The sequence below is a fragment of the Streptomyces sp. NPDC043996 genome (genome assembly GCF_056435225.1).
The window spans coordinates 611,973-638,049 of sequence record NZ_JBWKEY010000002.1; the positions used below are offsets into that span (position 1 = coordinate 611,973).

At 75.7% G+C, this 26,077-nt stretch carries 17 protein-coding genes; 10 read left to right on the forward strand and 7 right to left on the reverse strand.

Annotated elements, in window-relative coordinates; genetic code table 11:
• The first annotated feature begins 109 nt into the window (after positions 1-109).
• From AC07A4_RS06780 to AC07A4_RS06790, 3 genes are all read left to right on the forward strand, one after another.
• Positions 110-988, forward strand: coding sequence for a mycofactocin-coupled SDR family oxidoreductase (locus AC07A4_RS06780; RefSeq protein WP_478593925.1), 879 nt, complete (start codon positions 110-112; stop codon positions 986-988).
• The gene (locus AC07A4_RS06785; protein WP_478593928.1) at positions 985-3,657 is read left to right on the forward strand and encodes a non-ribosomal peptide synthetase; all 2,673 of its coding nucleotides are present in this window, start codon (positions 985-987) and stop codon (positions 3,655-3,657) included. Before AC07A4_RS06780 ends, AC07A4_RS06785 begins: the two co-directional genes overlap by 4 nt.
• A 92-nt stretch (positions 3,658-3,749) precedes the next feature.
• The gene (locus AC07A4_RS06790; protein WP_478593930.1) at positions 3,750-5,036 is read left to right on the forward strand and encodes a cytochrome P450; all 1,287 of its coding nucleotides are present in this window, start codon (positions 3,750-3,752) and stop codon (positions 5,034-5,036) included.
• Positions 5,037-5,041: 5 nt separating this feature from the next.
• On the opposite strand, the gene AC07A4_RS06795 is transcribed toward AC07A4_RS06790, so the two are convergent.
• Positions 5,042-6,427, reverse strand: a complete 1,386-nt coding sequence (locus tag AC07A4_RS06795) for an FAD-dependent oxidoreductase (protein ID WP_478593932.1) — start codon at positions 6,425-6,427, stop codon at positions 5,042-5,044.
• A 406-nt stretch (positions 6,428-6,833) separates the two neighbouring features.
• Here AC07A4_RS06795 and AC07A4_RS06800 point away from each other — a divergent pair, with 406 nt between their 5' ends.
• Positions 6,834-7,238 carry a peptidoglycan-binding domain-containing protein gene (locus tag AC07A4_RS06800; RefSeq protein WP_478593935.1) on the forward strand — a complete coding sequence of 135 codons (405 nt, stop codon included), beginning with the start codon at positions 6,834-6,836 and terminating at the stop codon, positions 7,236-7,238.
• A gap of 30 nt (positions 7,239-7,268) precedes the next feature.
• On the opposite strand, the gene AC07A4_RS06805 is transcribed toward AC07A4_RS06800, so the two are convergent.
• Complete coding sequence (locus AC07A4_RS06805; RefSeq protein WP_478593938.1) at positions 7,269-7,865, reverse strand: TetR/AcrR family transcriptional regulator; 597 nt, start codon at positions 7,863-7,865, stop codon at positions 7,269-7,271.
• A gap of 82 nt (positions 7,866-7,947) precedes the next feature.
• Here AC07A4_RS06805 and AC07A4_RS06810 point away from each other — a divergent pair, with 82 nt between their 5' ends.
• The gene (locus AC07A4_RS06810) at positions 7,948-8,385 is read left to right on the forward strand and encodes a VOC family protein (protein WP_478593940.1); all 438 of its coding nucleotides are present in this window, start codon (positions 7,948-7,950) and stop codon (positions 8,383-8,385) included.
• On the opposite strand, the gene AC07A4_RS06815 is transcribed toward AC07A4_RS06810, so the two are convergent.
• Together AC07A4_RS06815 and AC07A4_RS06820 are read right to left on the reverse strand one after the other, a co-directional pair.
• Complete coding sequence (locus AC07A4_RS06815) at positions 8,337-9,059, reverse strand: tRNA-dependent cyclodipeptide synthase (RefSeq protein ID WP_478593942.1); 723 nt, start codon at positions 9,057-9,059, stop codon at positions 8,337-8,339. The two genes, AC07A4_RS06810 and AC07A4_RS06815, sit on opposite strands and share 49 nt — an antisense overlap.
• On the reverse strand, positions 9,056-12,022 hold the full coding sequence (locus tag AC07A4_RS06820) for a patatin-like phospholipase family protein (protein ID WP_478593945.1): 2,967 nt from the start codon (positions 12,020-12,022) through the stop codon (positions 9,056-9,058). The genes AC07A4_RS06815 and AC07A4_RS06820 overlap by 4 nt, the downstream gene beginning before the upstream one ends.
• A gap of 89 nt (positions 12,023-12,111) precedes the next feature.
• Here AC07A4_RS06820 and AC07A4_RS06825 point away from each other — a divergent pair, with 89 nt between their 5' ends.
• From AC07A4_RS06825 to AC07A4_RS06845, 5 genes are all read left to right on the forward strand, one after another.
• Positions 12,112-12,603 (forward strand): methyltransferase family protein, encoded by a 492-nt coding sequence (locus AC07A4_RS06825; RefSeq protein ID WP_478593947.1) that lies wholly within the window; start codon positions 12,112-12,114, stop codon positions 12,601-12,603.
• Positions 12,604-12,736: 133 nt separating this feature from the next.
• Complete coding sequence (locus tag AC07A4_RS06830) at positions 12,737-13,744, forward strand: alpha/beta fold hydrolase (protein ID WP_478593949.1); 1,008 nt, start codon at positions 12,737-12,739, stop codon at positions 13,742-13,744.
• Entirely contained in the window at positions 13,741-15,882 is a 2,142-nt protein-coding gene (locus tag AC07A4_RS06835) for a vWA-MoxR associated conflict system protein (protein ID WP_478593951.1), read from the forward strand. Before AC07A4_RS06830 ends, AC07A4_RS06835 begins: the two co-directional genes overlap by 4 nt.
• The gene (locus AC07A4_RS06840) at positions 15,882-16,847 is read left to right on the forward strand and encodes an AAA family ATPase (RefSeq protein ID WP_478593954.1); all 966 of its coding nucleotides are present in this window, start codon (positions 15,882-15,884) and stop codon (positions 16,845-16,847) included. Before AC07A4_RS06835 ends, AC07A4_RS06840 begins: the two co-directional genes overlap by 1 nt.
• Positions 16,840-20,157, forward strand: coding sequence for an SAV_2336 N-terminal domain-related protein (locus AC07A4_RS06845; protein ID WP_478593957.1), 3,318 nt, complete (start codon positions 16,840-16,842; stop codon positions 20,155-20,157). The genes AC07A4_RS06840 and AC07A4_RS06845 overlap by 8 nt, the downstream gene beginning before the upstream one ends.
• 23 nt (positions 20,158-20,180) lie before the next feature.
• On the opposite strand, the gene AC07A4_RS06850 is transcribed toward AC07A4_RS06845, so the two are convergent.
• The 3 genes from AC07A4_RS06850 to AC07A4_RS06860 all read right to left on the reverse strand — a co-directional run bounded on the left by AC07A4_RS06850 (position 20,181) and on the right by AC07A4_RS06860 (position 26,061).
• The gene (locus AC07A4_RS06850) at positions 20,181-21,281 is read right to left on the reverse strand and encodes a M20 family metallopeptidase (protein ID WP_478593959.1); all 1,101 of its coding nucleotides are present in this window, start codon (positions 21,279-21,281) and stop codon (positions 20,181-20,183) included.
• Between the two features lie 95 nt (positions 21,282-21,376).
• On the reverse strand, positions 21,377-25,306 hold the full coding sequence (locus AC07A4_RS06855) for a non-ribosomal peptide synthetase (RefSeq protein WP_478593962.1): 3,930 nt from the start codon (positions 25,304-25,306) through the stop codon (positions 21,377-21,379).
• Positions 25,303-26,061 (reverse strand): thioesterase II family protein, encoded by a 759-nt coding sequence (locus tag AC07A4_RS06860; protein ID WP_478593963.1) that lies wholly within the window; start codon positions 26,059-26,061, stop codon positions 25,303-25,305. Before AC07A4_RS06860 ends, AC07A4_RS06855 begins: the two co-directional genes overlap by 4 nt.
• Positions 26,062-26,077: the final 16 nt, after the last annotated feature.

Genomic DNA, 26,077 nt, shown 5'->3' on the forward strand with positions numbered 1-26,077 from the left:
ACCGTGCGGGAACTGTCAAGTTCCGAACTCAAGACGGGGAGATCACGCCAGGCGGGCGAGGGCATCCGCCCTCGCCTTCGCACTCTGGCCGGTCCGTGCCGCCCGTGTCATGATCGGTGCGCCAGTGGCGGCTGACGGCCGGTGCGGGAGGGGGAGCGGATTGCGGCAGCTCGACGGGAAGTGCGCGGTCGTCACGGGGGCCGCTCGGGGGCTCGGCAGAGCCTGTGCGGAGGCGTTCGCGGCCGAGGGCGCCGATCTGGTCCTCCTCGACATCGCGGCGGACGTGCCGCGCGTCGGCTATCCGCTGGGCACCCCGAGCCAGTTGGAGCACACCGCCGAACTGTGCCGGGGCCTCGGCGCCTCGGTGCTGTGCGCGCGGGCCGACGTCCGCGACACGGAGGCGGTGGACCGTGCCGTCGACGAAGGCCTCGCCCGCTTCGGACAGCTCGACGTCCTCGTCAACAACGCCGGGGTCGCGGCCCCTTCGGGCAAGGCCGCGCACGAGATCACCGACGACGAGTGGCAATTCATGCTGGACGTCGACCTGTCGGGGGCGTTCCGCGTGACCCGCGCCGTCGTGCCGTGGATGATCGCCCGCCGCGCGGGCAGCGTCGTCAACGTCTCCTCCACGGCGGGCATGGTCGGCTACCGGCACTTCGCCGGGTACGTCGCCGCCAAACACGGACTGATCGGTCTGACCCGCGCCTGCGCCCTGGACTACGCGCCGTTCCAGGTGCGCGTGAACGCCCTGTGCCCGGGGTCGGTGCGGGACGACGAACGGATGGAGGGCCGCATGCTCGCCGAGATCGCCCGGAGCCTGGACGTCCCGGTCGCCGACCACGAGGCCTTGTTCTCCCAGAGCCAGCCCATGAACCGGCTCGTCGAACCGGAGGACGTGGCCGCGGCGGCCGTCTGGCTGGCGTCCGACGCCTCCCGGCAGGTCACCGGCGCGGTCCTGCCGGTCGACGGCGGGTTCACCACCCGATGAGCGGGCCCGCGCCGGAGGCCACCACGACGCACTCCGCCGCCTGTCGCGTACCGCCCGGCTTCGCTCCCCCGCCCGGCGTCCGCGCCTGGCCCGAGCCCGTGCCCGCCGACTCCGGCAGCGCGCGGGCCCTTGGGCGCCGCGAGCGCGAGCTGAGGCGCCCGCTGGGCTCCGCGCGCCCGCGCCTGGTGCTCCTGCGGTACGCCGACGGCGTCACGGACGCGGTGGTGACGGCCCCGCGCGAGGTGCCGCTCGCCCAGGTGCTGCGGGGCGCCTGCCACACGCCGGACACCCCGAAGACCCTGGCCCCCGAGCCCGCTCCCACCCCGCACGCCTCCCCTCCCCTCTGGGGCCTCGGCAGCGGCACGCCGGACCTCGGCCGACACGTCCACACCGTCACCGCCCCCGCCGAGGCGGACCATGTCATCGGCGCGGCGCTGGAGTTCGTGCTCTCGCGGTACGAGGGCCGGCCGCTGGACGGCGTCATCGCGGCGGAGGCGACGGTCCGCTCGACGTCCGGCGTCGTGCTGGCCGCCGTGGAGCCGCCGCCCGCCACCGGCTTCCCGCTCCTGGACCACCTCCCCCACCAGGCCCCGCCCCACCCGCTGACGATCTGCCCGTGGCGCGAGCCCGGCACGGGCCGGCTGACCCTGCGGTTCCTGTACCGCACCGACTGGTTCGCGCCCGCGGCCGTCGAGCGCCTCGCCCGTCACCTCGCCCACGCCCTCGCCCAGCTGTCCGGCGCCGGGCCCGCCGCGCCGCTCGGGGACCTGGAGCTCCTGGACGCCGACGAACGCGCGCGCCTGCTGCCCGCCCCGCCGTCCGGGGGCGCTCCCGGCGGCCGCCAAGGCGCCACCCTGCACCGGCTGTTCGCCGAGCAGGCCGCACGCCACCGTGACCGCACCGCCGTCATCAGCGGCTCCGAGGCGCTCACCTACGGCGAACTCGACCTGCGCGCACGCCGCGTCGCCGCCGCGCTGCGCGCCGCGGGCGCCGGTCCCGGGACGCGCGTCGCGGTGTGCGTGGAGCGGTCGGCGGACCTGCCGGTGGTGCTGCTCGCGGTGGTGCGCGCCGGGGCGGCGTACGTACCGCTCGATGCATCCCAGCCGCCCGACCGGCTGCGCCATCTGCTGCGCGACGCGGCGCCCGTGCTCCTGGTGGCCGACGCCGAGCACGCGCCCGACGGCATCGACGTGCCCCGGTACGACATCGCCGGGCTCCTGGCGGGTGCCGAGGGCCACGACGGCCCGGCGGACGACGCGACGCCGGACGACCCCGCGTACGTCATCTACACCTCGGGGTCCACCGGCGAGCCCAAGGGCGTCGTCGTGCCGCACCGCAACGTCGCCGCGCTCCTGGACGCCACCGCCGACGACTTCGGCCTCGGCCCGGGCGACGTGTGGACGCTGTTCCACTCGGCGGCCTTCGACTTCTCCGTGTGGGAGATGTGGGGGTGCCTGCTGACCGGCGGCTGCCTGGTCGTCGTGGAGTACTGGGTGTCGCGATCGCCGGACGAGTTCCGCGCGCTGCTCGCCGAGCGGGGCGTGACGGTCCTGAGCCAGACCCCGTCGGCGTTCGGGCAGCTGGCGCGCGCCGACGAGGAGGCGGCACGCCGGGGCGGCGGCCCGCTGGCGCTTCGCCTCGTCGTGTTCGGCGGGGAGCCGCTGGACACCCGGGCGCTGCCGCCGTGGTTCGACCGGTATCCGCCGAGCGCGTGCCGGCTGGTGAACATGTACGGCATCACCGAGACCACCGTGCACGTCACGGCCCGCGCCCTCACCCGCGCCGACGCGCTCGCGGGCTCCCGTTCGGTCGGGCGCGCGCTGCCCGGCTGGCACGTGCACATCGCGGACGAGCGGGGCGGGCCGCTGCCGGTGGGCGTGCCGGGCGAGATCCACGTCAGCGGCGCCGGACTCGCGCTCGCCTACCTGGGCCGCCCCGAGCTGACCGCCGAGCGCTTCGTCACCGACCCGGACACCGGCCGCCGCGACTACCGCAGCGGCGACCGGGGGCGGCTCCTTCCCGACGGCACCCTGGAGCACCTGGGGCGGCTCGACGCGCAGGTCCAGCTGCGGGGCTTTCGCGTGGAGCCGGGCGAGGCGCGCGCCGCGCTGCTGCGCCACCCCCTGGTCACGGACGCCGCCGTGACCGTCGCCGAGGCGGGCACCGACCACGCGCGGCTCGACGCGTACGTCGTCCTCGCGGCGGGCGCGGGCGCGGTGGCCCCCGCCGAGATCCGGGCCGCTGCCGCGCGGTTCCTGCCCGCGTACATGGTGCCGAGCACCGTCACCGAGCTGCCCGCGCTGCCGCTGACCGCCAACGGCAAGCTGGACGCGGCCCGGCTTCCCCGCCCGGCGCGCACGGCGGCGCCGAGCGCCGCGGCCGCGCCCGCCGAGGCCACGGACGGACAAGGCGCGCTGCTCCTCTCACTGTGGGCCGAGCTCTTCGGCACGCCGGTGGGCCTCGACGACGACTTCTTCCAGCTCGGCGGGAACTCGCTGCTCGCCGTGCGCCTCTCCGCGGCCCTGCGCGAGCGCGACCTGCCCGCGGTGTCCGTGCGCGACCTCTACCGCGCGCCGACCGTGCGCGGGCTCCTTCGCGCCCTGGCGCCCGGGGCGCCACCGCCCCCGGCCAGGACCGCCCGCCGCGGCCGCCTGCTCGACCTGCCCTGACCCACCCGAGCCCGCTCGCACCCCCCTTCCCCCTGATACCGCGATCCCCCGATCCCCGACCGAACCCCCCACGGCCCGACCCCGGGAGCGGCATGCGCCTGACCACCGAGCACAAGACCATCGACCCCGCGGCCGTCGACCTGTTCTCGCCCGCGTTCTACGCCACCGGCGACCCGCACGGCGCCTGGCGGGCGCTGCGGGCCAAGGCCCCCGTGCACTGGCAGCAGGTCGACGAGGAGCGCGGCTTCTGGTCGGTCACCCGCTACGACGACGTGTGCCGCGTGCTGCGGGACTTCCGCGACTTCTCCTCCGAGCACGGCAACCTCCTGACCGTGCTCGGCACCCGGGACGCGGCGGGCGGCAAGATGCTCGCGGTCACCGACCCGCCGCGCCACACCGCCATCAAGCGGCAGATCAACGCGTACTTCTCCACGGCCGCGATCCAGCGGTTCGAGCCGCAGCTCAGGGAGCTCGCGCGGCGCTGTGTCGCCCCGGCCGCCACGGGCGAGCCCTTCGACCTCGCCGCGGCGACGGCCTTCTACCCGGTCGCGTTCACGGCGCTGCTCATGGGCATCGACCGCGCGCAGTGGGCGCGCCTGAAGCGGTTCGCGTACGTCGCCATCGCCGACCAGGACCCCGGCGTCACCGCGGGCGAGGAAGGCGCGGAGGCGGCGCGCCGCCTGGAGCGGGCGCACGCCGAGATCTTCGCGTACTTCATGGGCGAGATCGGCCGCGGCGCCTTCGCGGAGCGGGACGACCTGACCGGCGCGGTGGTCCGCGCCGAGGTCGACCAGCGGCCGCTGAGCCGCGAGGAGCGCGTGTACAACCTCTACAGCGTGCTGCTCGGCGCGACGGTGACGACGTCGCACGCCGCCAACGCCGGGGTGCTCGCCTTCCTCGACGACCCCGCGCAGTTCACGCGCTGGCAGCGCGACGGCGGCACCGACGCCCTGGTGGAGGAGGTGCTGCGCTGGTCGTCGCCCGCCAACCACTTCCTGCGGCACGCCCTGCGCGACACCGAGATCGGGGGCGTGCCCGTGCGCGAGGGCGAGGCGGTCGTGGTGTGGCTCGGCTCCGCCAACCGCGACGAGTCCGTCTTCCCCGACCCGTACCGCTTCGACGTGACCCGCGAGCCCAACAAGCACATCGCGTTCGGCGTCGGCGCGCACCGCTGCATCGGCGCGCCCATGGCCCGGCTCGCCCTGAAGGTGTTCTTCGACGAGGTCCGCGCGAGCGTCGAGCGCTTCGAGCCCGCGGGGCCCGTGGAGCACCTGGCGTCCAACTTCATCGCGGGCATCCGCAGCCTGCCGGTGCGCACGGTCCTGAGGCCGGGGCGGGCGCGGGACCTCGCGGGGCTCGCGCCGCTGACGCCTTCGTGAGCCCGTCAGCGGGCCCGGCGCCCGCCGAGCGCATGGCGTGCCACCTTGGCGACGACCGCCGGGTGGAACAGGGCTGAGGGCGGGGCCGTCATGTTCAGCACGCGCACGAACCGGGCCCAGACGCCCGCGTCGTGGGCGGCGACCGCGAAGACATGCCGGTTGTACCAGTGGGCGAAGCGGGCGGGCAGCGGCTTGCGGCCGGGGGCCCACATGAGGTCCGAGCTGGTGGCCATGGTCCAGGGGACCTGGATGACGCGGGCGGCGGCGCGCTGGTGGGCGCGGCTGAGGCCGTCGAGTCCGGACGCCTCTGCGCGGCGGCTCTCCAGCAGCGCGCCCAGCGCCTCCGCTTCGAGCGCGGCGACCGTGAGCCCCTGTCCGTACACCGGGTTGAAGACGCAGACCGCGTCGCCGACGGCGATGAGGCGCTCGGGCCAGCGGGCGTTCTTGTGGTGCAGGCGCCACTCGTTGCCGGGGTTGGTGTAGCGGTGGATCTCCCCCTGCCGGGTGCCGCACTTGATCTGTTCGGCGAGGCGGGGGTTGCCGAGGGTGTCGGCGAAGGCGAGGTAGCCGTCGTCGTCGGTGGGCGGGACGTGCCCGTCGACGCCGAACAGCGAGCACATCCAGCGGTGGTGCTCCACGGCGAGGACCACTCCGCCGCGCGGCACGCCGGGGGCGAAGGCCATCTGGTACGCGAGGTCGAAGTCCTGCCGGTCCCCCGGCGGGCGTTCATAGCTGGCGGAGGTGTAGGTGATCTTCGCCTGGACGACGGTCTTGCCGGACACCGGCAGGCCCGCGTCGGTGAGCCAGCGGTCGACGGCCGTGGCGCGGCCGGAGGCGTCGACGACGAGGTCGGCGGTGACCTCGACGGGTTCGGCGGCGCCGTCGGCGCGGTAGCGGACGCGGTCCAGGCGGCCGGGGGCGCTGCCCGTCACCGTCTCGCAGCGCACGCCAGCGAGCAGGCGGACGGCGGGCAGGGCCACCACGCGTTGCCGCAGGCGTCGTTCGAGCTCGTCGCGGGTGAAGGTCTGGACGCTGATGCCGACCGGGTCGGGCGGCGCGTAGCCGGTCGGCAGCAGGAAGCTGATGCGTTCGCCGTAGTCGAAGACGGGCGCGCCCAGGTCCGCGAGTTCCGCCCGCAGCCCCGGGAACAGCCGCTCCAGGGCGTCGCCGCCGCGGGCGAGCAGCGCGTGCGCGTGGTAGCCCTGTGGGACGTGGGGGTGCACGCCGGTGTCCGTCCGTACCGGATCGCGCTCCAGGAGGAGTACGTCGGCGAAGTGGTCGGCGAGGACGCGGGCGGTGACGAGGCCCGCGTATCCGCCGCCGATGACGACGGCGCGGGCCCAGCACGTGCCGTCCGGAAGGGCCGGAAGGGTCTGCCGGTCCGCTGCCATGCGGGTCCCCGTCTCTCTCGCCTCTGACGTGCTGCCACTTCACCGTGGACCGGCGCGGGGCTCAAGACCGCCCGGGGAGCGCACGGAAGCACGCGCGGATATCTCCCCCGTCGCGTGGGCGGGCCCGGCGTCGTGGCCTGCGTCATTGCGCTGTGCCGCACGAACGTACCCGTCGCCGTCGGCACCGGGCCACACTCGTCGCGGCGGAACCACTCACTTCCCGCCGGGGACGGGAGGACGACGGCCGCGGCGCCCCAGCGCCGCGCCCGGCAGGCCCGGGCCGGCCGAACGGGCCATGCCCGAAGAGCCGTTGTCACCGTTCAGGGCCCGTCTCCCCACCGTGCCGGGGCGGCCGTCGCGTGCCGCGCGCCGCCGTCATCGGCCGCATCTCAGGAAGGTGAACGACATGCGTGTCTCTCTCCGTCTCCCGCTGCGGCGGCAGGCCGCCGTCGCGATCGCGGCGACCGCTCTCGCGGCGGGCGCGACCCTCGCCGCCGCGCCCTCGGCGGGGGCCGCCCCGGCGGCTCCGGCCAGGGCCGCCGAGCCGCACTGCAACTACATCTCCGACTCGTCCCGCCCGACCGTGCGCCCGGGCGACACGGGGAACAAGGTCAAGCAGGTGCAGTGTCTGATCAATACGTACAGCAAGTTCTCCGAATGGCTGAACGTGGACGGCGATTACGGTCCCGCCACCAAGCGGGGCGTCGCCTACGTCCAGCGGTGCAACGGGACCGACGGAGGCGTCGACTACGAGGTCGGCCCCAGCACGTGGTACCGGCTCTACAACCCCAAGCCCGCGTGCCGCCTGTGACCGGCTGACCGGATGCCCGGGCCGTCGCCCTCACGCCTCGCGCAGCCCCGCGAGCAGCCGGTCGAGTGCCTCCCTGGTACGGGCGACGTCATCCGGGTCCGTCGACGAGGCGAGCCACAGGGCCGCCTCGTTCATCGCCCCCGAAAGCAGCCGGGACAGCGGGGCGACCGGCTGGGGGGCGATGATCCCGCCCTCGACGAGGTCGGCCAAGGCCTCGTCGAGGTGCCGGGCGGACGCCGTCTCGTCCATGGCCCGCCAGGCGCTCCAGCCGAGGACGGCGGGCCCGTCGATCAGCATGACGCGCTGGATCTCCGGGTCGTGGGTCGCGGTGAGGAAGGCCTGGCAGCCCGCCGTGAACCGGGTCCAGGGGTCGTCGTGCTCCTCGGCGGCCGCGGCCACGCGCCGGGCCACGTCCCGCTGCACCTCTTCGAGCACGGTGCGGAACAGGTCGGCCTTGTCGGTGAAGTGGTGGTAGAGGGCGCCCTTGGTGACCTCGGCCGCCCGCACGATCTCCGCGAGGCCCACCGCCGCGTAGCCGCGGGCGGCGAAGAGCCGCCCGCTCTCCTCCACGAGCCGGGCGCGGGTCTGTTCCCGCTGCCGCGCCCGCGTGCCGGACTGCCTGGTCATCGCACCTACCCCTCATTGACATACCAACGGTATGTGAATACATTCTTTCGCGTACCGATGGTATGCGAATGAGGGGGCACCCATGGAACTGAACGGCTTCTACCCGGTGATCGCCACGGAACGGCTGGCCGAGTCCCACACCTTCTACACCCAACTGCTCGGCTTCGAGACGACGTTCACCTCCGACTGGTACGTGAGCCTGAAGCGCCCCGGCGACTCGCCGTACGAGCTGGCGCTGCTCGACCACACCCACCCGACGATCCCCGAGGGATACCGCGTGCCCGCGCGGGGGCTCCTGCTGAACTTCGAGGTCCCGGACGTGGACGCCGAGTGGGAGCGCCTCGTCACCCGCGGCGGCCTGCGCCCCGAACTCACCCTGCGCAGCGAGGACTTCGGCCAGCGCCACTTCATCGTCGCCGACCCGAACGGCGTCCTCATCGACGTCATCACGCCCATCGCCCCCACGGGCGCCTACGCCGAGCAGTACGTGGAGCCGTCCACGGGGCGCAGCACGAGGTAGCCCTGGTGTGCACTGGGCGACCAGGGCAGCCGGTGGGCGAAGAGGGCTTCGACGAACGGGGTCGCGCGGTGGTAGACGTACACCGAGGTCTCCACGCCCGCGATCCGCGGGGTGTCGATGAGCAGCGGGATGTCGGCGAGGAAGTACCGCACCGCCTCGTGGACCTGCTCCTCGCTCGGCGGCCGCCGCATGCGGTGGACGAGGACGTCGCGCGAGGCGCTCAGGCACATCGCGCGGAACGCGGGGTCGGCGCGGAACCAGTGCAGGGCCTGCCGGTGCAGACGGCGGAAGGCCGCGTTCGCCTTCAGGTGCTCCCAGTCGAGCAGGAAGGGGTCCACGTCCTCGCGCCCGGTGGCGCGGAGGAGCCCCTCGCGGATGCGGTTGCGCATCTTCAGACCGTTCTCGTGCGCCCGCCGCCTGGCCTTGTCCGCGGGCATCCCGGTGGCGGTGAGCGTGTGCCGCGATGGCACGTCGGGGAGGTGGAAGTGGACCCGCTCGAAGCGGGGCAGCGCCCAGTGGCAGAGCTCGGCGACGCGGGCGCGCTTGAAGTAGGAGTTGAAGGGGCTGACGCCCACGCACGCGTGCTGGGCCAGGTCGACGAGGGCGCGGCAGCGGGCGGTCAGCGGTTCGGCGGCGAACGTCCCGCCGCCGGCCGCGCCCGTGTCGGTGCTCACATCAGCTCCGCGGCCTTCTTCCCGAGGTGGTGCCCCAGCTCCCGGTAGGCGTCGAACTGGGCGTGGTCGAACCACTGGTCGAAGGTGGCCTGGCGGGGGAATGCCTTCTCGTGGAGGGCGTAGCTCAGCAGCTCGTACGGCATGTCGGGGGTCAGGCTCGCCTTCACGAAGACGATGGTCCCCTTCGTGTCGGCCGGGGTGGTGGCCGAGAACCTGACCGGCTCCGGGTAGGTGATCGTGCCGCGCACGACCCCGGTGGCGGAGAACCGGGCGTTCAGCGCGGCCATCGGCTCCTCGGGCGCGAGCGGGGGCGCGCTGCCCGGCACGAGGCCCAGCAGGCTCTGTCCGTCGTCCTCGAAGGTGATCTTCACCCCGAGGTCCTCGTAGGCGAGCGTCACCGCCTGCGCGAGCGTGGTCGCCAGCGGCGGCGTGTCCCCGGAGGAGTCGATGACGCAGACGGTACGGCAGCGCAGCCGCAGGAGTTCGACCAGGCCGAGATTGTCGAAGTGGCCGCCGTCGGTGCACAGCAGCAGGGGCGTGGTGTCCGGGTACCGGCCCACCAACTCCTGGAGCTGGTAGCGAAGGCGCCGCACCCGGGGCAGCCTCGGCAGGGTGCGGTCGGGGCCGTACTTCGCCAGCTCGCCGACGTACAGGGGGTTGGGCACCCAGGTGCCGAGGCGGACGTTGGACAGGGCGAGCAGGCGCTCCATGAACGTCGTCTGGGAGCCCATCGCGGAGGCGAAGGCGGCCCCGGACACGGCGACGGCCGACTGCACGGTCAGGTCGCGCTCGATCAGCGCGGGCGCCGTCCGCTGCAGGGTGTCCGTGCGGACCCAGCCCGTGTCGGGGCCGCCGCAGTAGTCCGAGGCGAAGGTGAAGGGCACGGCGGGGCGGCCAGGGGCGGTGCGGTTGCGCAGCGAGACGGCCGCGGAGGCGGCGAAGATGACCTGCGGAAAGCCCTCGACGCGCTGGGCGTAGCGGTGCAGCGGAGTCGCCTCCGCGTGGTAGTCGTACGGCAGGGCGCCGACGGAGCCGTCCCGCAGCACCGCGCGGCGCACGGCGAAGGCGCTGGCGAGGCGCTGCCGGTAGAACGGGTGCAGGCTCAACGTGGTCTGGTCGATCGCGAGGGCGAGCACGACCAGGGCGATCGGCGCGCCCCACCGCCACGCCGGGTGCCAGGTGCCCGCGTACACGGCGGCCCAGGACATCAGGGCGAGCCCGAAGAACGCGACCAGGAGCAGCACGAGCCAGCACACCACGGCCTTCACCCAGCCGCCGCCGACCTGGGTGACCAGGGACGTGCCGCCCTTGGCGAACAGGCCCGCCCCCTCGCCGTCCGGCTTGACCTTCTTCACCGTCTTGTGGACGGCGGTGAACCAGGTGCCCAGCGTGGTCGCCGCCGCGGTCAGGGCGCCGAGCAGGGTCATGCCCGTCCCGCTGTCCTGCCACAGGCCCCAGTCGTCCGCCTTGGCGGCCAGCGAAGCGAAGAACCAGATCACCGCCGGGAGCGCGAGGGAGAGCACGGCGACGGCGAGCGCGATGCCCACGACCCCGGCGACCGCGGCGCGCAGCCACGCCGGGCGTGACCTGGCGGTGCCCGCGCGGGCGATTCCGTACCCCACGGACACGAGCCCGGCCAGGGCCAGCAGGGCGAGGACGGGATACCAGGCGTACGGGAACAGTTGGAAGCCCACGGCGTCGTCCCCGCGCAGCCTGCCGAGGTCGGTCAGCGGCAGCCGGGAGTAGAACGCGTGCAGGAACTGGCCCGCCACGGCGAAGAGCAGCGCCAGCATGCCCAGGGACACGGTCAGGCCCCGCAGCACCGCCCCCACCGCCTCGGCCTTCTCCTTGGGGGCGTCCGCCAGGTACTTCGCGTGCCTGCGGACGTGGTCCTCCTCCGGGCTGCCGGGCTCGAACACGTCTCCCGGGCGCGCGAGACCGGTCGGGGCCGGGGCGCTCTCGTCCTGGTCCTCGCCGCGGGCACCGGTCAGGGCCAGTTGCAGGGCCCCCGCCAGGTAGCCGCCGCCGGACACCGACACCAAGTACCGCGCCTTGAGCAGCTGTTCGCGCAGCGCCTGGAGCGCGCCGAGGGTGACCGAGGCCGACCGGATGCCGCCGCCGGAGACGCAGAAGCCGATCTCCGCGGGCGGGCGGCCTGGCGGCTGGTAGGCGCGCGTGCGCCTGCGGGCCGCGGCGCCGGTCTCCGGGTCCTGGGGGGCATGGGTCTCCCCCGGTTGCCCGGGGCCGGTCCACTCGGAGCGGGGTTCCCCGTCGTGCGGCGCGGTGGGCGGCAGGATCACGTCCGGGTCGTTCCACTCCTGTGTGCCGTTGGCGAGCCGGTGGGCGTGGGCCACGACGGCGGGGGTGTCGGGGCCGTCCGCCTGGGGGCGCCGCGCCACCGAGGGCGGCCACAGCGCGCGGAAGCCGACGGTGAGCGCCATCAGCAGGGCCGCCGCCGCCAGCGGGACGACGAGCGCCCACTTCACCTGGGCGCAGCAGGACGCCCACGTCAGATCCCCGACCGGGTCGCCGTCCAGGCGGTTCAGGGCCCGCCACAGGAAGACGTTCTCCGCGCAGTCCGCGAGGACCACCACGGCGGTGAGGGCGAGGCCACGCCGGGCCCACCGGCGCACGGACGCGCGGTGGAGCAGGAGGTGCCCGAGCCCGAACGCCCCGGCCAGGGCCGCCGCGTACCCGGGAACGAACAGGCGCCAGTCGAGCACGAGGCCGTCCTGGAAGAGCCCGGCTCCGCCTCCCGCGCCCCGCACGACCTCGCGTGCCGTGCCCGCCGTGGCCGCGAACTGCAGCAGCAGTTCCGAGCGCGTCGAAGGCCTGTCGAGGAACGGCGGATCGGTGCCGTACCAGATCATCGCGCAGAGACCCGCGGTGAGCCCGAAGAGGCTGAGCGCCACCGCCCAGCCGGGGATGGCACGCGGCCTCGGCCGCGTCGGAGCGCTAGGCATGCGGGCAAGCTAGCCGTCCGGGTCCCGGACGCGAGGGTGCTCGGCGTGACGGGCTGGCACACCACCCGCTCGGCGTACATGCTGGTGACATGCGCAAGTCGACGGCGGCGGTGGGCAGTTCCGTGTTCCTGGCGCTCGCGCCGGGGGTGGTGGCCGGGGTGGTGCCGTGGTGGCTGACGCGGTGGGAGGCCGGGCACTGGTGGGGGGCCGTCCGGGTGGTCGGGGGCGTGCTGCTCGCCGTCGCGGGCGCGGTCCTCGCGCACGCCTTCGCGCGGTTCGTGACCGAGGGACTCGGCACCCCCGCCCCGGTGCTCCCGACCGAGCACCTGGTCGTGGGCGGCCTCTACCGGCACGTGCGCAACCCCATGTACGTCGCGGTGGTGGCCGCCATCGCCGGACAGGGGCTGCTGCTCGCCCGGCCGGTGCTGCTTGGGTACGGCCTCGTCGCGGGCGCGGCCATGGGTGCCTTCGCCCGGTGGTACGAGGAGCCCGCGCTGCTGCGCGCGCACGGCGCCGCGTACGCGCGCTACCGCGCGGGCGTCCCGGCCTTCCTGCCCCGGCTCCGGCCCTGGCGCGGCTGACGGGGCGCGCGCTCCCGCGCGCACTTCCTGATCCATAACACCGCGCGCGCCATGGCCAGTTGGTACGGTTCCCTACATCCTCGCGGCGGTGGCCGGGGAACCCCCCGCGAGGCGTACAGGGGGGACGACGCTCATGACGACGACGGTGAAACCACGGCTGGTCCTGGTGCACGGCATCGGAGGTCCGCGCGACATCGAGCAGGAGCGGCGGGAGTGGCGCCTGGCGCTCGCCGAGGGCGCGCGGGCGGCGGGGCACGCCGCAGCGGTGTCGGGCCTGACCATGGACTGGTCGGTCGACACGGCCTTCGCCCACTACGCCGACCTCTTCGCCCGCGGCGGCGCCCAGGGGCCGGGCACGGCGGATCTCGACGAGGAGACGGCGGAGCTGACGCTCGCCGTGGCCGCCGAGGTGATCGACGCGCTCCTCGCCTCGCCCGAGCACGCGGGGGACGCGACGCTGCTGCGGCTGCGGGAGCAGGCGCGGCCCGTGCCCCTGGACGCGGCGGGGCGGCCCAAGTCGCCCGAGGGCGTGGGCGCCCTGGGGCGCAGGGCGAGTGCCGTGTGCGCCAAGCTGGCGCGCGCTCCGGGCGCGCAGCGCGCCCTGCGGCGGGCCAGCGCCGCCCACTGCCTCGGCGTCCTGTCGCAGCCGGGGCGGTACTTGCGGCGCGCGGAGCCCGGGCCGCTGCCCGACGGCCGCACCGCCCCGCTGGACGAGCGGATCCGCGCCCGCGTGCTCGACCTGCTCGACCCCCAGCGGCCCGCGATCGTCATCGCGCACTCGCTGGGCTCGGTCGTCGCCCTGGAGGCGCTCTCCGCGTACGAGGGGCCGGTGGCGCTGTTCGTCACCATCGGCTCCCCGATCGCCATGAACGCGCTGATCTGGCAGCGGCTGCGGCCGAGACCCCCGGCCGTGCCCGCCACCGTCGCGCGCTGGGTCGACTGCTGGGACGGCGACGACCCGGTGGTGCCGCTGCGCCGCCTCGCCGACCTGGTGGAGCCCAACGCGGCGGGCGTGCGCCCGGAGCCGGTGCCGCTGGACTCCCGCGTGCTGTGGACCCACGGGGCGAGCTGCTATCTGCGGCGCCGCGAGGTGGCCGCGCCGGTGGTGCGGACCCTCGCCCGCCTTGCCGGGGAGTCATGAGCGGGACGTCGGCGGCGGCCCTGCCGCAGGCCCGGCACGTCCTGGTCGTCGCCACCCAGTGCCCCCAGGCCGACCACGAGCTGGCCGACCTCGTGAAGGTCGCGCGAGCGCTGCACGACGCGCTCACCGACCCCGCGCTCGGCGCCTGCCAGGACAGCGGCGTGGCCGGTGCGGAGCTCGTGCGGTCCGGCCGTGCCGGGCACCGGGCGGTGGAGGACGCGGTCCGTGACGCGATCGTGCGCGCCGGTGACGCGCGCGCGGTCCTCGTCCTCGCCTTCCTCGGCCACGGGCAGTCCCCCCACGGCACCCCGCACCTGCACTACATGGCGCACGACAGCGAACGCGACGACGAGACCACGTCGGTGGACGTGAACGGCCTCCTCGCGAAGGCCGTCAACCGACGGGGCGTCGCCGGGGTCATCGCGCTCCTGGACACGTGCCACTCCGGCGCCGCCGCGCCGCTGGCCGGGGACCTCGTCGGCGGCTTCCGCGACGGCCAGACCCGGCTCGCGCTGCTTGCCGCCGCGCCCGCCCGGGAGCCCGCCTACGACCTGGACTTCAGCCGGCGCATCAGCGCGCACCTGCGGGCCGGGTTCGACGGCGCGGGCGAGTACGTGCCCGTGGCCCGCTACCGCGCCGCCCTCGCCGCGGAGCTGCCGGACCAGGACCCCGTGGCGCTGGCCTACGACGGCGACCCGACCGCCGAGCAGGACCTGTGGCTCGCCGTCAACGTCCAGCGCACGGCGGTGCGCGTCGCCGAGGGCCTCGGCGAGATCGGCACCCAGGACCTGGCCCTCGCGCTGCGGTCCTGGCCCCAGGGCGAGGCGCGGGGCGGCGCCTCCTACGAGTACGGCACGGAGCTGCGGGACCTGCGCGACCGGGCCGCCCGCAGCACGGACCTCGGCGCGCTGCGGGTGCGCGAGGTGGCCGACGCGCTGCTGCTTGTGCGGGAGGCGGAACAGTTCCTCGTCACCTGGGCCGGACGCGTCCTGACGAGCTACACCGTGCGCCGGGCCATGGCCGAACTCAACACCGGCGGCGACCGCCGCGAGCCCGTGCGGGCCGCGCCCCGCCTTTCGGGGGCCGAACTCCTGCGCCACTTCCTGGAGCACGCGGCGCTGCGCGAGACCGACAGGGACGGCCACCACACCTGTACCGCGGCGGTGGCCCGGTGCCTGGTGGCCCTCGCCCAGGTCTGCGACCTGGACCCCGCCGACGACGAGATCCGGCGGTGGGCCGACGCGCACGGGCTCACCCTGGAGCTCAACGACGCCCGCGAGTGGGCGCGGCGCCTTGGGCAGCAGGGCGAGGCGAGCCTCGTGGTGAGCCTGCACGCGGCGCGCTGCGACTGGCCGGAGTCGCTGACCGCCTGGCTGCGCAGGGGCGAGGAGTGCTCGGGCGCCCAGACGTTCGCGTGCGCGCCCTCGCAGGCGGGTGTCGAGCAGGTCCTCGGGGACGTCCTGGAGTGGGCCGAGGAGCGGCTGCCCCCGGAGGTCCGGATCGGCAGCGTCGACATGGTGGTACGGGCGGAGCTGCTGCCGAAGTGGCGCCCGGAGCAGGCCGAGGTGGGGCTCTTCCTGCTCGGCGCCGAGCGGTCGGTGGTGCTGCGCTGGGCCGACCGGCTCTTCGTGCCGCGCTATCTGCGCCGCATGAACGAGATCGCGCGCCGCCGCCTGGAGTCGTGGCAGCACCACGTGCTCACCACCGGCAAGGCCCCGGTCGACTGGGTGCGCGCCGCCAGCGCCGGCGAGGTGGAGCAGGTGCGCTGGGCGTTCAAGACGGGCTCGTGCCAGCTGGCGGCCGGCATCGGCGACCGGTCCGGCGTGTTCGCCGAGCTCGTCCAGGTGCTGCTCCCCTACACGCCGGTGCTCCTGTGGCCCGACGACGAGGACGGCGTGGTCGCCGAACCGCCCGAGGGCCTCGCCCGGTTCTGGGAGCGCCTGCCCGCCGACTTCGCGCTCGCGCAGCAGCTGCGCTGGGCCGCGCAGGTGGGCGGCGCGGGCGCCGGACCGCCCACCGGCGACGGCGTCCACCTGGCGGAACTGGCCGCGCTGCGGGCGGCCTGGCACGACCTGCCCTGGCTCGACTTCTGCGACTCCCTCCAGGAGCGGGCCCCGCTGCCAGCTGGAGGTACGTGATGGCCTGGGACACCTACTACCGGGGCACCGGCGAGCCGCACGACACGCGGCTGCCCGACCCGCCGCCGTGGCGCGTCTTCCCGCGCCGCTCCGCGCCGCGGACGTTCCAGCCGCCCGAGGGCCTGACGGACGCGGTCAACGCCGCCGTGTTCCTGCACCGCCCGCTGCTGATCACGGGGGCCGCGGGCAGCGGCAAGTCGACCGTCATCGAGCAGGTGGCGGACGAGCTGCTCCTCGGGCCCGTGCTGCGCTGGCACATCACCTCGCGCTCCACCCTGTCCGACGCGCTGTACCGCTATGACGCGCTCGGGCACATCCACACCCTGCGCCTGGCCCAGTCCGGGGCCACCGCCGCCGGGCACACGGACGACATCGCCGCTTTCCTGCAGCTCGGCCCGCTCGGCACGGCCCTGCTCCCGGACTCACCGCGGCCGCGCGCCCTGCTGATCGACGAGATAGACAAGAGCGACCTCGACCTGCCGAGCGACCTGCTCGACGTACTGGAACGGGGGGTGTACGAAATCCCCGAGCTGGTGCGCCACAGCAAGCCCCGGGTGCCGGTGCGGCGCTGGCGAGGCGACGGCGAGGACAAGGCGTCCGAACGGCCGCCGTATGAGGTCCACGGCGGGCGGGTGCAGTGCAGCCGGTTCCCGTTCATCGTGATGACGAGCAACGGCGAGCGGGAGTTCCCCGCGCCCTTCCTGCGGCGCTGCATCCGCTACGACATGCCGCCGCTCTCGGTGGACCTGCTGCGCGCGGCGGTGGAGGCGCACGTGGGGCAGTCCCTGCCCGCGGACGCGGCCGACCTCGTCAAGGCGTTCGTCGAGCGGGTCGCGCACGGGCAGACGCTGGCGGTCGACCAGCTCCTGAACGCGGTCAAGCTCGTCATCGACGACCAGGGGCCCACCGGGGAGCAGCGCGAGCGCCTGATCAGCTATCTGCTGCGGAACCTGACCGGTGCGTGATCCGCTCGCCGGGGTGCTCGCCGCCCTCGTCGACACCCTGCCGCCCGACTGCCACGACGCGGCGCTCCTCGCGGACGTCCTGTGGCTCGCGGCGGCCTCCGCGGGGCGGGCGGGTGCCGACGAGGACGCCGAGCCCGACGGTCCGCGCCCGCCGCCGGAGCCCGGTGCGCCCGACGAGGAGCCGCCGTCGGGGGCGCGGCCGCCGACCGCCCGGGAGCCCACGCCGCCGGACGCCCCCGATCCGCACCCTGATCCGGACCCCGACGCGGGCCCGGGCGAGGGGCCCGGCGACACCCGCCGCGGCCCCTACGGCGTCTACGAGAACCTGCCCGGCGACCCGGAGGACACCGAGGACGCCGGGAGTTCCCTCGCCGAGCCGGTCACCGTCGCGGCGGGCCGGGCGCTGCCCCAGGCCGTCGAACTGGGGCGTTCCCTGCGCCCGTTCATGCGCCGCTTCCTCCGGGGCCGCCGACTTGGCCTGGACCTGGCCGCCACCATCGAGTCGTACTCCCGCGGCGGCGAGCTGCTTCCGGTGGTCGCCCCGCTGCCGGAGCCGTGGTTCGACGTGCTGCTCGTCGTCGACACCCATCTGACCATGGAGGTCTGGCAGGGCGCGGTGCAGGAGTTCGCGACGCTCCTGGAGAACAGCGGCGCCTTCCGCCAGGTGCACCGCTGGCAGCTGTCGACGGAGCCGCACCCGGACGTGACCGACGCGCGCGGCCGGGTGGTGAGTTCGCGGAGCGTGGCGGCGCCCGACGGGCGGCGGCTCGCCCTGGTGGTCTCCGACTGCGCGGCGCCCGCCTGGTACGGCAGCGAGGTGTGGCAGCTCCTTCGCGACTGGGCCGGGCACCTGTCGGTCTCCCTGGCCAGTCCGCTGCCGTCGCGCCTGTGGCACCGCACGGCCCTGGACCTGCCCGCGGTGCGGGTGCGCAGCAGGCTGCCCGGGGTGCCCAACACGGCCCTCGCCGTCACCGTGCCCCCGCACCTGCGGTCCGTGCTTGGCGAGGGCGGCACCCATGTGCCGGTGCCGACGCTTTCGTTGACCGCGCACTCGCTCAACCGCTGGGCGCGCGGCATGGTCCGGGGCTCGCCCGAGGGCTACGAGGCGGTCCTGGTGACGCCGTTCGGGGCGCCCGACGACCCGTTCGCGGAAGCCGGGGACGAGCAGGCCGCGGCGCCCGCGGGCGGGCCGCGCCACGAGGGCGCGGGCCCCGCCGAGGCCTTCATCCGCACGGCGGCGCCGCCCGCCGTGCGCCTCGCCGGTCTGTGCAGCGCCTTCCGGCGCCTCAGCCTGCCGCTGATCCAGCTCATCCGGCAGGAGGTGGTGCCGGAGGCGACCGCGTCCGACGTCGCCGAACTGCTGATGAGCCAGGTCCTCGACATCAGCGCCGCGCCCGGCGCACCGCAGGTCATCAGCTTCCAGGAGCGGGCCCGCGCCCCGCTCGCCAGGACCGCGGGGCGGCACGACGCCTGGCTGGTCCTGGACGCCCTGAGCCGCCACATCGCCGAGCGCGTACGCCTTCCCGGCCAGGGCCTGAACGCGATCGCCGCCCTGGACGCGGAGGAACTCCCCGAAGCGCTGCGGCCGTTCGCCTACGCCACCGACGAACTGGTGGCGGCGCTGCGCGTCGGCGCGCCCCGCGACCGGACGCCGCCGGACGGCGCGAGCCCCGCCGAGGGCGACGGGCCGCGCCCGTTCCTGCCCGACCCCCTGCACAGCGCCGCCCTGCTGATCGGGGCCGCGCCCGAGGACGCGCGGGCCCACGACGAGGTCGCGCAGGCCCTCGCGGAGCTGTCCATCCTGCTGACCTCGCCCGACGGCTGGGACCTGCCCGCCGAGCGGTGCGTGTGCCTGATCGACGCGGGCGCGGCCGAGGTGCGCGCGGCCCTGCGCGAGACGGCCGCGATGGCGGACGAGGCGCTCCTTGTCTGGTACGTGGGCCACGGGCCCGCGATCCGTGCCGCCACCGGGATCTGGGTGCCCGGCATGGACGGCGCTCCGGTGCGCCCCGACGAGCTGGTGGACGGCCTGGACACGGCGCACCTGGTGGTGGTGGAGGACGGCTGCCCGGCGAAGCAGGGCGTGCGCCTGGCCGAGGCGCACCGGCCGCGCGCGGGGGTGACGTGGCTGACGTACGAGTACGCGCCCGGCGAGCGTCCCGCCGCCCTGACCCGGCACGTGCTGCGGGCCGTCGCGGACGGCATGCCAGGGGGTCCCGCGCTGCTCGCCGCCGACCGCCTGGTGGGGGCGGCCGCCCGGGGCGCGCCGGAGGGCTGGGCCCTGCGCTCCACGCTCATCGGGCACCCCGACGGCGTGGCGCCCGCGCTGGCGCGCAACCGGGCGTCGGCACCCCCTCGGCGGCGGTCCGCGCCGGAGGCGTCGGTGCGCAGGACCCTGGCCCGGGTGAGCGAGGAGCTGCGCCTGGAGGAGCTGGGCGGCGCGACGTCGGTGGCGGCGGCGGTCCTCACCCCCCTCCTCACCTTCCTGGCCTCCAGGATCAGAAGGCCCCGGCGCGACCGGAGCCTTCCGGAGGCCGCCGCGGGCGGCACGTTCGGGGCCGAACTGACGGAGTTCCTCGGCTCGTACGGGGTCTCCGTGCGCCCGGGGCCCGAGTTCGCCCTGATGTGCGCGGCCGGGACCGGGGAGTCGGCCACCGCGGTGCCCGCCGAGATCCTCAACTGCGACGACGTCTCGCGCTGGGTGCGGCCGCCCGGCGCCGACGGCGTGCTCGATCCGTCGCGGACCACGCCGTTCGCGCTGCTGCTCGTCCTCGACAGCGGCGTGGGCGACCGCCGCCGCTCGCTCGCCGAGCGGGTGAGCGTCACCCGGGGCGCCGACACCGGGGTGGTGACGCTGCGCTTCCCCAGCGCGCCTCCGGCACCGGCGCGCGTGCGGACGGCGGCGGAGTCGTGGACGGAGCAGGTGCGGGAGGCGGTGGCGGCGTTCTGCGTCACGGCGGGCAAGCCGGGGCCGTGGCGGACCCAGCGGATCCTCACCGCGCTGGGGAAACCGTCCATGCCGCCAGGCATGACGAACCCCCAACTCCTCTCCCTACGACCGGATCTGACGCACCTGGGTTCCTGCCCGCCCCACGCCGACGGGGAGGCACAGGTCCCCGCGGCCCTGGAGATCGCCGGTCTGCTGCCGACCGAACGCCTGGCGTCGGAGCCCGACGTCACCGTCCTCTACCAGTCCGAACAGGACGTCTACGCCTTCGTGGCGGTCGAGATCCCCGTAGTCCTCACGTTCATGTGGGGCACCGGGCTGCCGCTGGACGTCACGCTGCTGCACGTGGCGCAGGGGACGTGACGGCGGAGGGTCTGTCCCGGCGGCTAGCCGCGCCGGATCTCCCGCACCAGACCGGTGATCAGGTCCGCCCGCTCGGCCATGGTGTCGACCAGGACGTACTCGTGGTCGGCGTGGGCGCCGCCGCCGACGGCGCCCAGGCCGTCGAGGGTCGGCACGCCCAGGGCGGCCGTGAAGTTGCCGTCGCTGCCGCCGCCGACGGCCACGCCTTCGAGGCCGGGGCGCAGCCGCCGCGCGAGCGCGAAGAGTTCGGCCGACGCGGACTCGGGCATCGGCGGGCGGCCGATGCCGCCGTCCACCGTGATCCGCGCCCCGTCCAGGCGCGGCGCGAGGGCCGCGAACGCGGCTTCGACGCGGTCCGTCTCGGCGGCCGACTCCACGCGGACGTCGACGGTGATGCTCGCTTCGGCGGGCACGACGTTGTCCAGGGTGCCCGCGGCGGCGACGGTCGGGGTGACCGTCGTGCCGAGGTCGGGCCTGGCGATCGCCGCGATGGCGAGGACCTGGTGCGCCGCCTCGATCAGCGCGTTGACCCCGGCCTCGGGCTCCAGGCCCGCGTGCGATGCGCGGCCCGCGATGTGGACCTGGAAGGTGCCGCAGCCCTTGCGGCCTGTCTTCAGGCCGCCGCCGTCGGCGGCGCCTTCGAGGACGAGCACGGCCCCGCAGGCGCGGGCCCGCTCCTCGATGAGGGCCCGCGAGGAGCGCGAACCCACCTCCTCGTCGGCGGTCACCAGGATCTCCACGCCCGAGCGGTCCGCGAGCGCGGCGACGCCGTGCACGGCCTGCACCAGGCCGCCCAGCATGTCGAAGACGCCGGGTCCCGTCGCCCGCCCGTCCGCGACGCGGAAGGGGCGGCTGTGCAGGGTGCCGAGGGGGAACACCGTGTCGTGGTGGCCGAGGACCAGGACCTTGGGGTCGCCTCCGCCCGACCAGCGGACGTGCGTGCCGCCCTCGCTCTCCACCAGGGCGGCCCGCCCGCCGAGGCGGTCCTCCAGGACGGCGGCGACCGCCTTGGCCGAGGCCAGCAGGGCGTCGAGGTCGCGTGAGGGCGACTCGGTCTCGACGAGGGTGCGCAGGTCGTCGAGCATCGCGTCGACGCGCGCGTCGCCGGTGGTGTGCGTGGTCATGCCATCAGCCTAGTCGGCGGGTCAGGGCCGCCGGGCGGCCCCGGGACCGGTCCGGGGCCGCGCGCCGCTAGCCGCTAGCCGCTAGCCGCTAGCCGCTAGCCGAGCGTCGACAGGAGCTTCGCGAGGCGGGTGGCGTTCGGGCCTGTCAGGGCCTGGTAGTGGTCGCCGGGGAGCGTGGTGACGGTGACGGTGTCGGCCAGGTCGAGCCACTCCTCGGACTTGGGGGTCTCCTCCTCGGTCTCGACGACGTGGAGTTCGACGTCCGCGGGTCGGGGGGCGTACGTGCGGGCGGCGCGCAGGGCCGCGTCGGTGACGCGGAAGCGGCGTTCCATCTCGGCGACGTCGCCGAAGCCGACGGCCGTCACCAGCCAGGAGAAGACCTCCCGCGCGGGCGCCGTCCACAGCGCCTCGGGCGGGGTGACGCGGACCCCGGCGAGGCGGGCCACATCGCGTACGAAGCCGCGCAGTTGGGCGTTGCGGGACAGTTCGTGGTCCCAGTCGAAGGCGTCGGGCGTGGCGGTGTCGACGGTCACGACGGCGGGCACCTCGCCGCCCGCGCGCGTGTCCTGGACGGCCATCTCGTAGGCGAGGAGCCCGCCGAGGGACCAGCCCGCGTAGACGACGGGTCCTTCGGCCTCGGCGCGGAGTGCGCGCAGGTAGGCGGCCGCCGCTTCGGGGACGGGGCGGCCTTCGGTGTCGGAGGACTCGAAGGCGCACACCCGCCAGTCGCCGTCGAGGGCGGCCACGAGTTCCCGGTAGCAGAGCGCGGAGCCGCCGACCGGGTGGGCGAGGGCGAGGGTCGGGGTCCGGGCGCCCCGGCGCAGCCAGGTCATGGACCCGCCGGGCTCCGGGTGGCCACGGGAGGCGCGCGGGGCCGGGGACCGTTCCTCGGCGCGCCGCAGCCGGGCGGCGAAGCCGCTGAGCGTGGGGGCCTCCAGGAGGGCGGACAGCGGGACGCGTACGCCCCTTTCCTGCTCGACGCGGCTCATGACCTGGGCGGCGAGCAGGGAGTTGCCGCCGAGGCGGAAGAAGTCGTCGTCGGCGCGCACGTCGGGGACGCCGAGCGCCTCGGTCCACAGCCGGGCGACGAGGTGTTCGTGCGGGGTCGCCGCGGGTGCTCCGCCGTCCTTGTGCGCGGTGGGGGCCGCGAGGCCGGCCAGGGCGGTCCGGTCGACCTTGCCGTTGACGGTGACGGGGAGTTCGGGCAGCAGGACGTACGCGGCGGGCAGCATCGTCGCGGGCAGCAGGCGCTCGGCGTGGTCGCGCAGGGACGCCGTCAGGGCGGCGGGGTCGTGGTCCGGGGCGGCGGGGACCACGCAAGCGGCGACGCGGCGCCCCGCACCCGCACCCGCACCCGCACCCGCACCCGCACCGACGACGACCGCGGCGGCCGCGCCGACGGCCTCGTGCGCGCCGAGGACCGCCTCGATCTCCGGCAGTTCGACGCGATGGCCGTTGATCTTCACCTGGTCGTCGTCGCGGCCGCGCAGCTCGATCCTGCCGTCGGGCAGGAGGCGCGCGCGGTCGCCGGTGCGGTAGAGGCGGGTGCCGGGCGGCCCGAACGGCGAGGGCACGAACCGGTGTGCCGTCAGGGCCGGGCGCCCGGTGTAGCCGCGCGCGAGGCCGGGCCCGCCCAGGCACAGTTCGCCGACGACGCCAGGCGGCACGGGGCGCAGCGCGGCGTCGAGGACGTACGTGGTGGTGTTGCGGACCGGGCGGCCGACGGGCAGGGCGGCAGGTCCCGGGACGGGCTCGACGGTGTCACTCGTGGAGTACACGGTGGTCTCGGTGGGCCCGTACAGCTGCCACAGCGCGCGGACTCGGGGGCGCAGGCGCGCGGCGAGCGCGGGCGGCAGGACGTCGCCGCCGGTGAGGGCGGTCAGCCCGGCGGCGCCGCGCCAGCCCGCGAGGAGCAGCATCTCCCACAGGGCCGGGGTGGCGAAAAAGCAGTCGGGCCGGTGGGTGTCGAGGAAGTCGGCGAGGAGGGCGCCGTCGCCGCGGCGGTGCGCCTCGCTGAGGACGAGGGCGGCGCCCGCGCTCAGCGGCAGCAGGATTTCCAGGACGCCGATGTCGAAGGCCGTGGTGGAGGCACTGGCGAGGGTGTGGCCGGGGCCGATGCCGAAGCGGTCGCGGGCGTCGCGCAGGCAGTCCCCGAGGGCGCGGTGGGACACCTCGGTGCCCTTGGGGCGGCCGGTGGAGCCCGAGGTGTAGAGGACGTACGCGAGCTGGTCGGGGTCCACGTCCTCGTGGGGCGGCGCGGGGCGTTGGCCGGGGCCCGTGGGGGCCAGGACGTGGACGCCCTCGGGGCCGGGTCCAGGACGGTCGCTGATCAGGGCCTTCGCCCCGGCGTCCCGGAGCATGTGGGCGTGGCGCTCGCCCGGGTGCGCGGGGTCAAGGGGCAGCAGCGCGCGGCCCGCCTTGGCCACGGCGAGCAGGGCAGCGGGCAGGTGGCCGCGGTCGTCGAGCAGGACGGCCACCGCGGTCTCGGGCCCGGGCGCGGCGGCCCGGACGCGGGCGGCGAGCGCGTCGCTCGCGGCGTCCAGGGCGGCGTACGTCAGGCTCTGGTCGCCGTGGCGCACGGCGACGGCGTCCGGGGTGCGCCGGGCCCAGTGGCGGAAGGCGGGCACGATGCCGTCGGTGTCGTCGGTGCCGGGCAGCGCGGTGGCCGCGGCGCGGCGTACGGCGTCGTGGTCGGCCGGTGTGTGCCAGGCGAGGTCGGCCAGGGGCCGGTCGGGCTCGGCGACGGCGGCGGCGAGCAGGACGGGAAGCCGGGCGAGGACCGCGCTCACGCTGGCGGGGTCGAGGATGTCCTCGTCGTAGCCGCAGAGGATCTCCAGGCCTTCGGGGTCCTGGAGGAGTTCGACGACGAGGTCGAACTGGAGCGAGGTGCCCTCCAGGTCGAAGTGGACGACGTCGAGGCCGGGCAGGTCCGGGGGCGCGGCGTCGTCGGGGCGGTAGGAGAACGTGACCTGGACCAGGGGCGAGGTGGCCGGGTCGCGGGTGTCCTGGACGGCGGCGACGAGCCGGGAGTACGGCATGTCCTGGTGGTCGAACGCGCCGAGCACGGCGTCGCGTTCGGCGCGCACGGCCTGGCGGAAGGTGGTCGCGGCGTCGAGGGGCGCGCGCAGGACGAGCATGTTGATGAAGAAGCCGACGACGTCCTCGGTGCCAGGGTGGGCGCGGCCGCTGACGGGCGCGCCGATGAGGGCGTCCCGCTGTCCCGTCCAGCGCCACAGCAGGACGCGGAAGGCGGTGAGCAGCACGATGAAGTCCGAGGCGCGGGCGGCGGCCGCGAACTCCCGCACCGCGCGGACGTCCCTCTCGGGCACCCGGTCCCTGGCGACGCCGCCCAGGGCGCTGCGGCGGCGCGGGCGGGGCCGGTCGGCGGGCAGGTCCACGGTCCGCGGGGCGCCGTCGAGGCGGTCTCGCCAGTACGCGGTGAGCGCGGTGAGGCGGTCCTCGTCGGCGTCGGCGCGCTGCTGGGCGACGGCGTCGGCGTAGCTGACGGGCGGCGGCGTGAGGCGCGGGCGGCGGCCGGTGACGCGGGCGGTGTAGAGCGCGCCGATGTCGGTGAGGGCGATGCCGACGGAGGCGGCGTCGATGACGAGGTGGTGGGCGACGAGGACGAGGACGTGCTGGTCGTCGTCGATCCGGTAGAGGCGGAACCGCACCGGCGGCCCGGTGCTCAGGTCGAACGGCAGGAGCAGTTCGGCGCGGCCCGCGCCGCGCACCTCGGCGTCGTCCCGGGCGGCCGCGACGGCGAAGTCGCAGCGCGCCTCGTCGTCGACGCGCTGGCGCGGCACGCCGTCCACGGCGTCGAAGACGGTGCGCAGGGCGGCGTGCCGACGGGTGAGGTCGGTGCAGGCGGCGCGCAGGGCGGGCACGTCTAGGGGGCCGCGCAGGCGCAGCGCGGCGGGCACGTTGGTCAGTCCGGGACGGTCGGTGAACTGCTCCCGGTACCAGAGGCTTTCCTGCTCGTGGGAGAGCGGGCCCGGCCGGTCCGCTCGCGGGTGCGCCGTGGTCATGGGCGGGGGCTCCTCACGTCGTCGATGCCGTCGCTGACCGAGGCGGCCATCAGGGCGAGGAGGTCCGCGGGCGACTCGGTCAGGTACATGTGGCCGCCGTCGAGGGCCTCCTGCCGCAGCGGGTGCGTGGTGGCGTGCTGCCAGCGTGCGGTCTGCTCGGGGCTCACGAGGTGGTCGCGGGTGCCGAGCACGGCGGTGATCGGCAGGGGCAGGGGGGCGGCGCCGGGCGCGGGCAGGTAGTTCTCGTGCAGGGCGATGTCGGCCCGCAGGACGGGCAGCAGCAGCTCGCGCGCGCCGGGGTCGGCGAGCGTCGGGTGGTCGTATCCGGCGAACTCCCGCACCCGGGCCAGGAACTCCTCGTCGGGCAGGCCGGTGGCGCGCCGGGCGCGGGGCTCGTGCGGGGCCGGTGAGCCGCTGACGACGAGGCTGAGCGCGGCGGGCGGCAGGTGGCGGACGAGGTGCCGGGCGACCTCGTAGGCGAGGACGGCGCCGAAGCTGTGGCCGAAGACGATCAGGTGCGGGTAGCGCTCGGCGACGTCGAGGATCTCCGGTACGAGGTCGTCGACGGCCTCGGCGACGGTGGCGTACGGCTCCTCGTCGAGGCGGTCCTCGCGGCCGGGCAGCTGGACGGGCACGATCAGAAGGCGCTCGGGGGCGAGGTCGCGCCAGGCGCGGAAGAAGGACGCTCCGGCGCCCGCGAACGGCAGGCAGATCACGGGGACGCGCCGCATGGGGGGCTGCGTGGCGGGCTGCATGGGGGGCCTTTCCTGG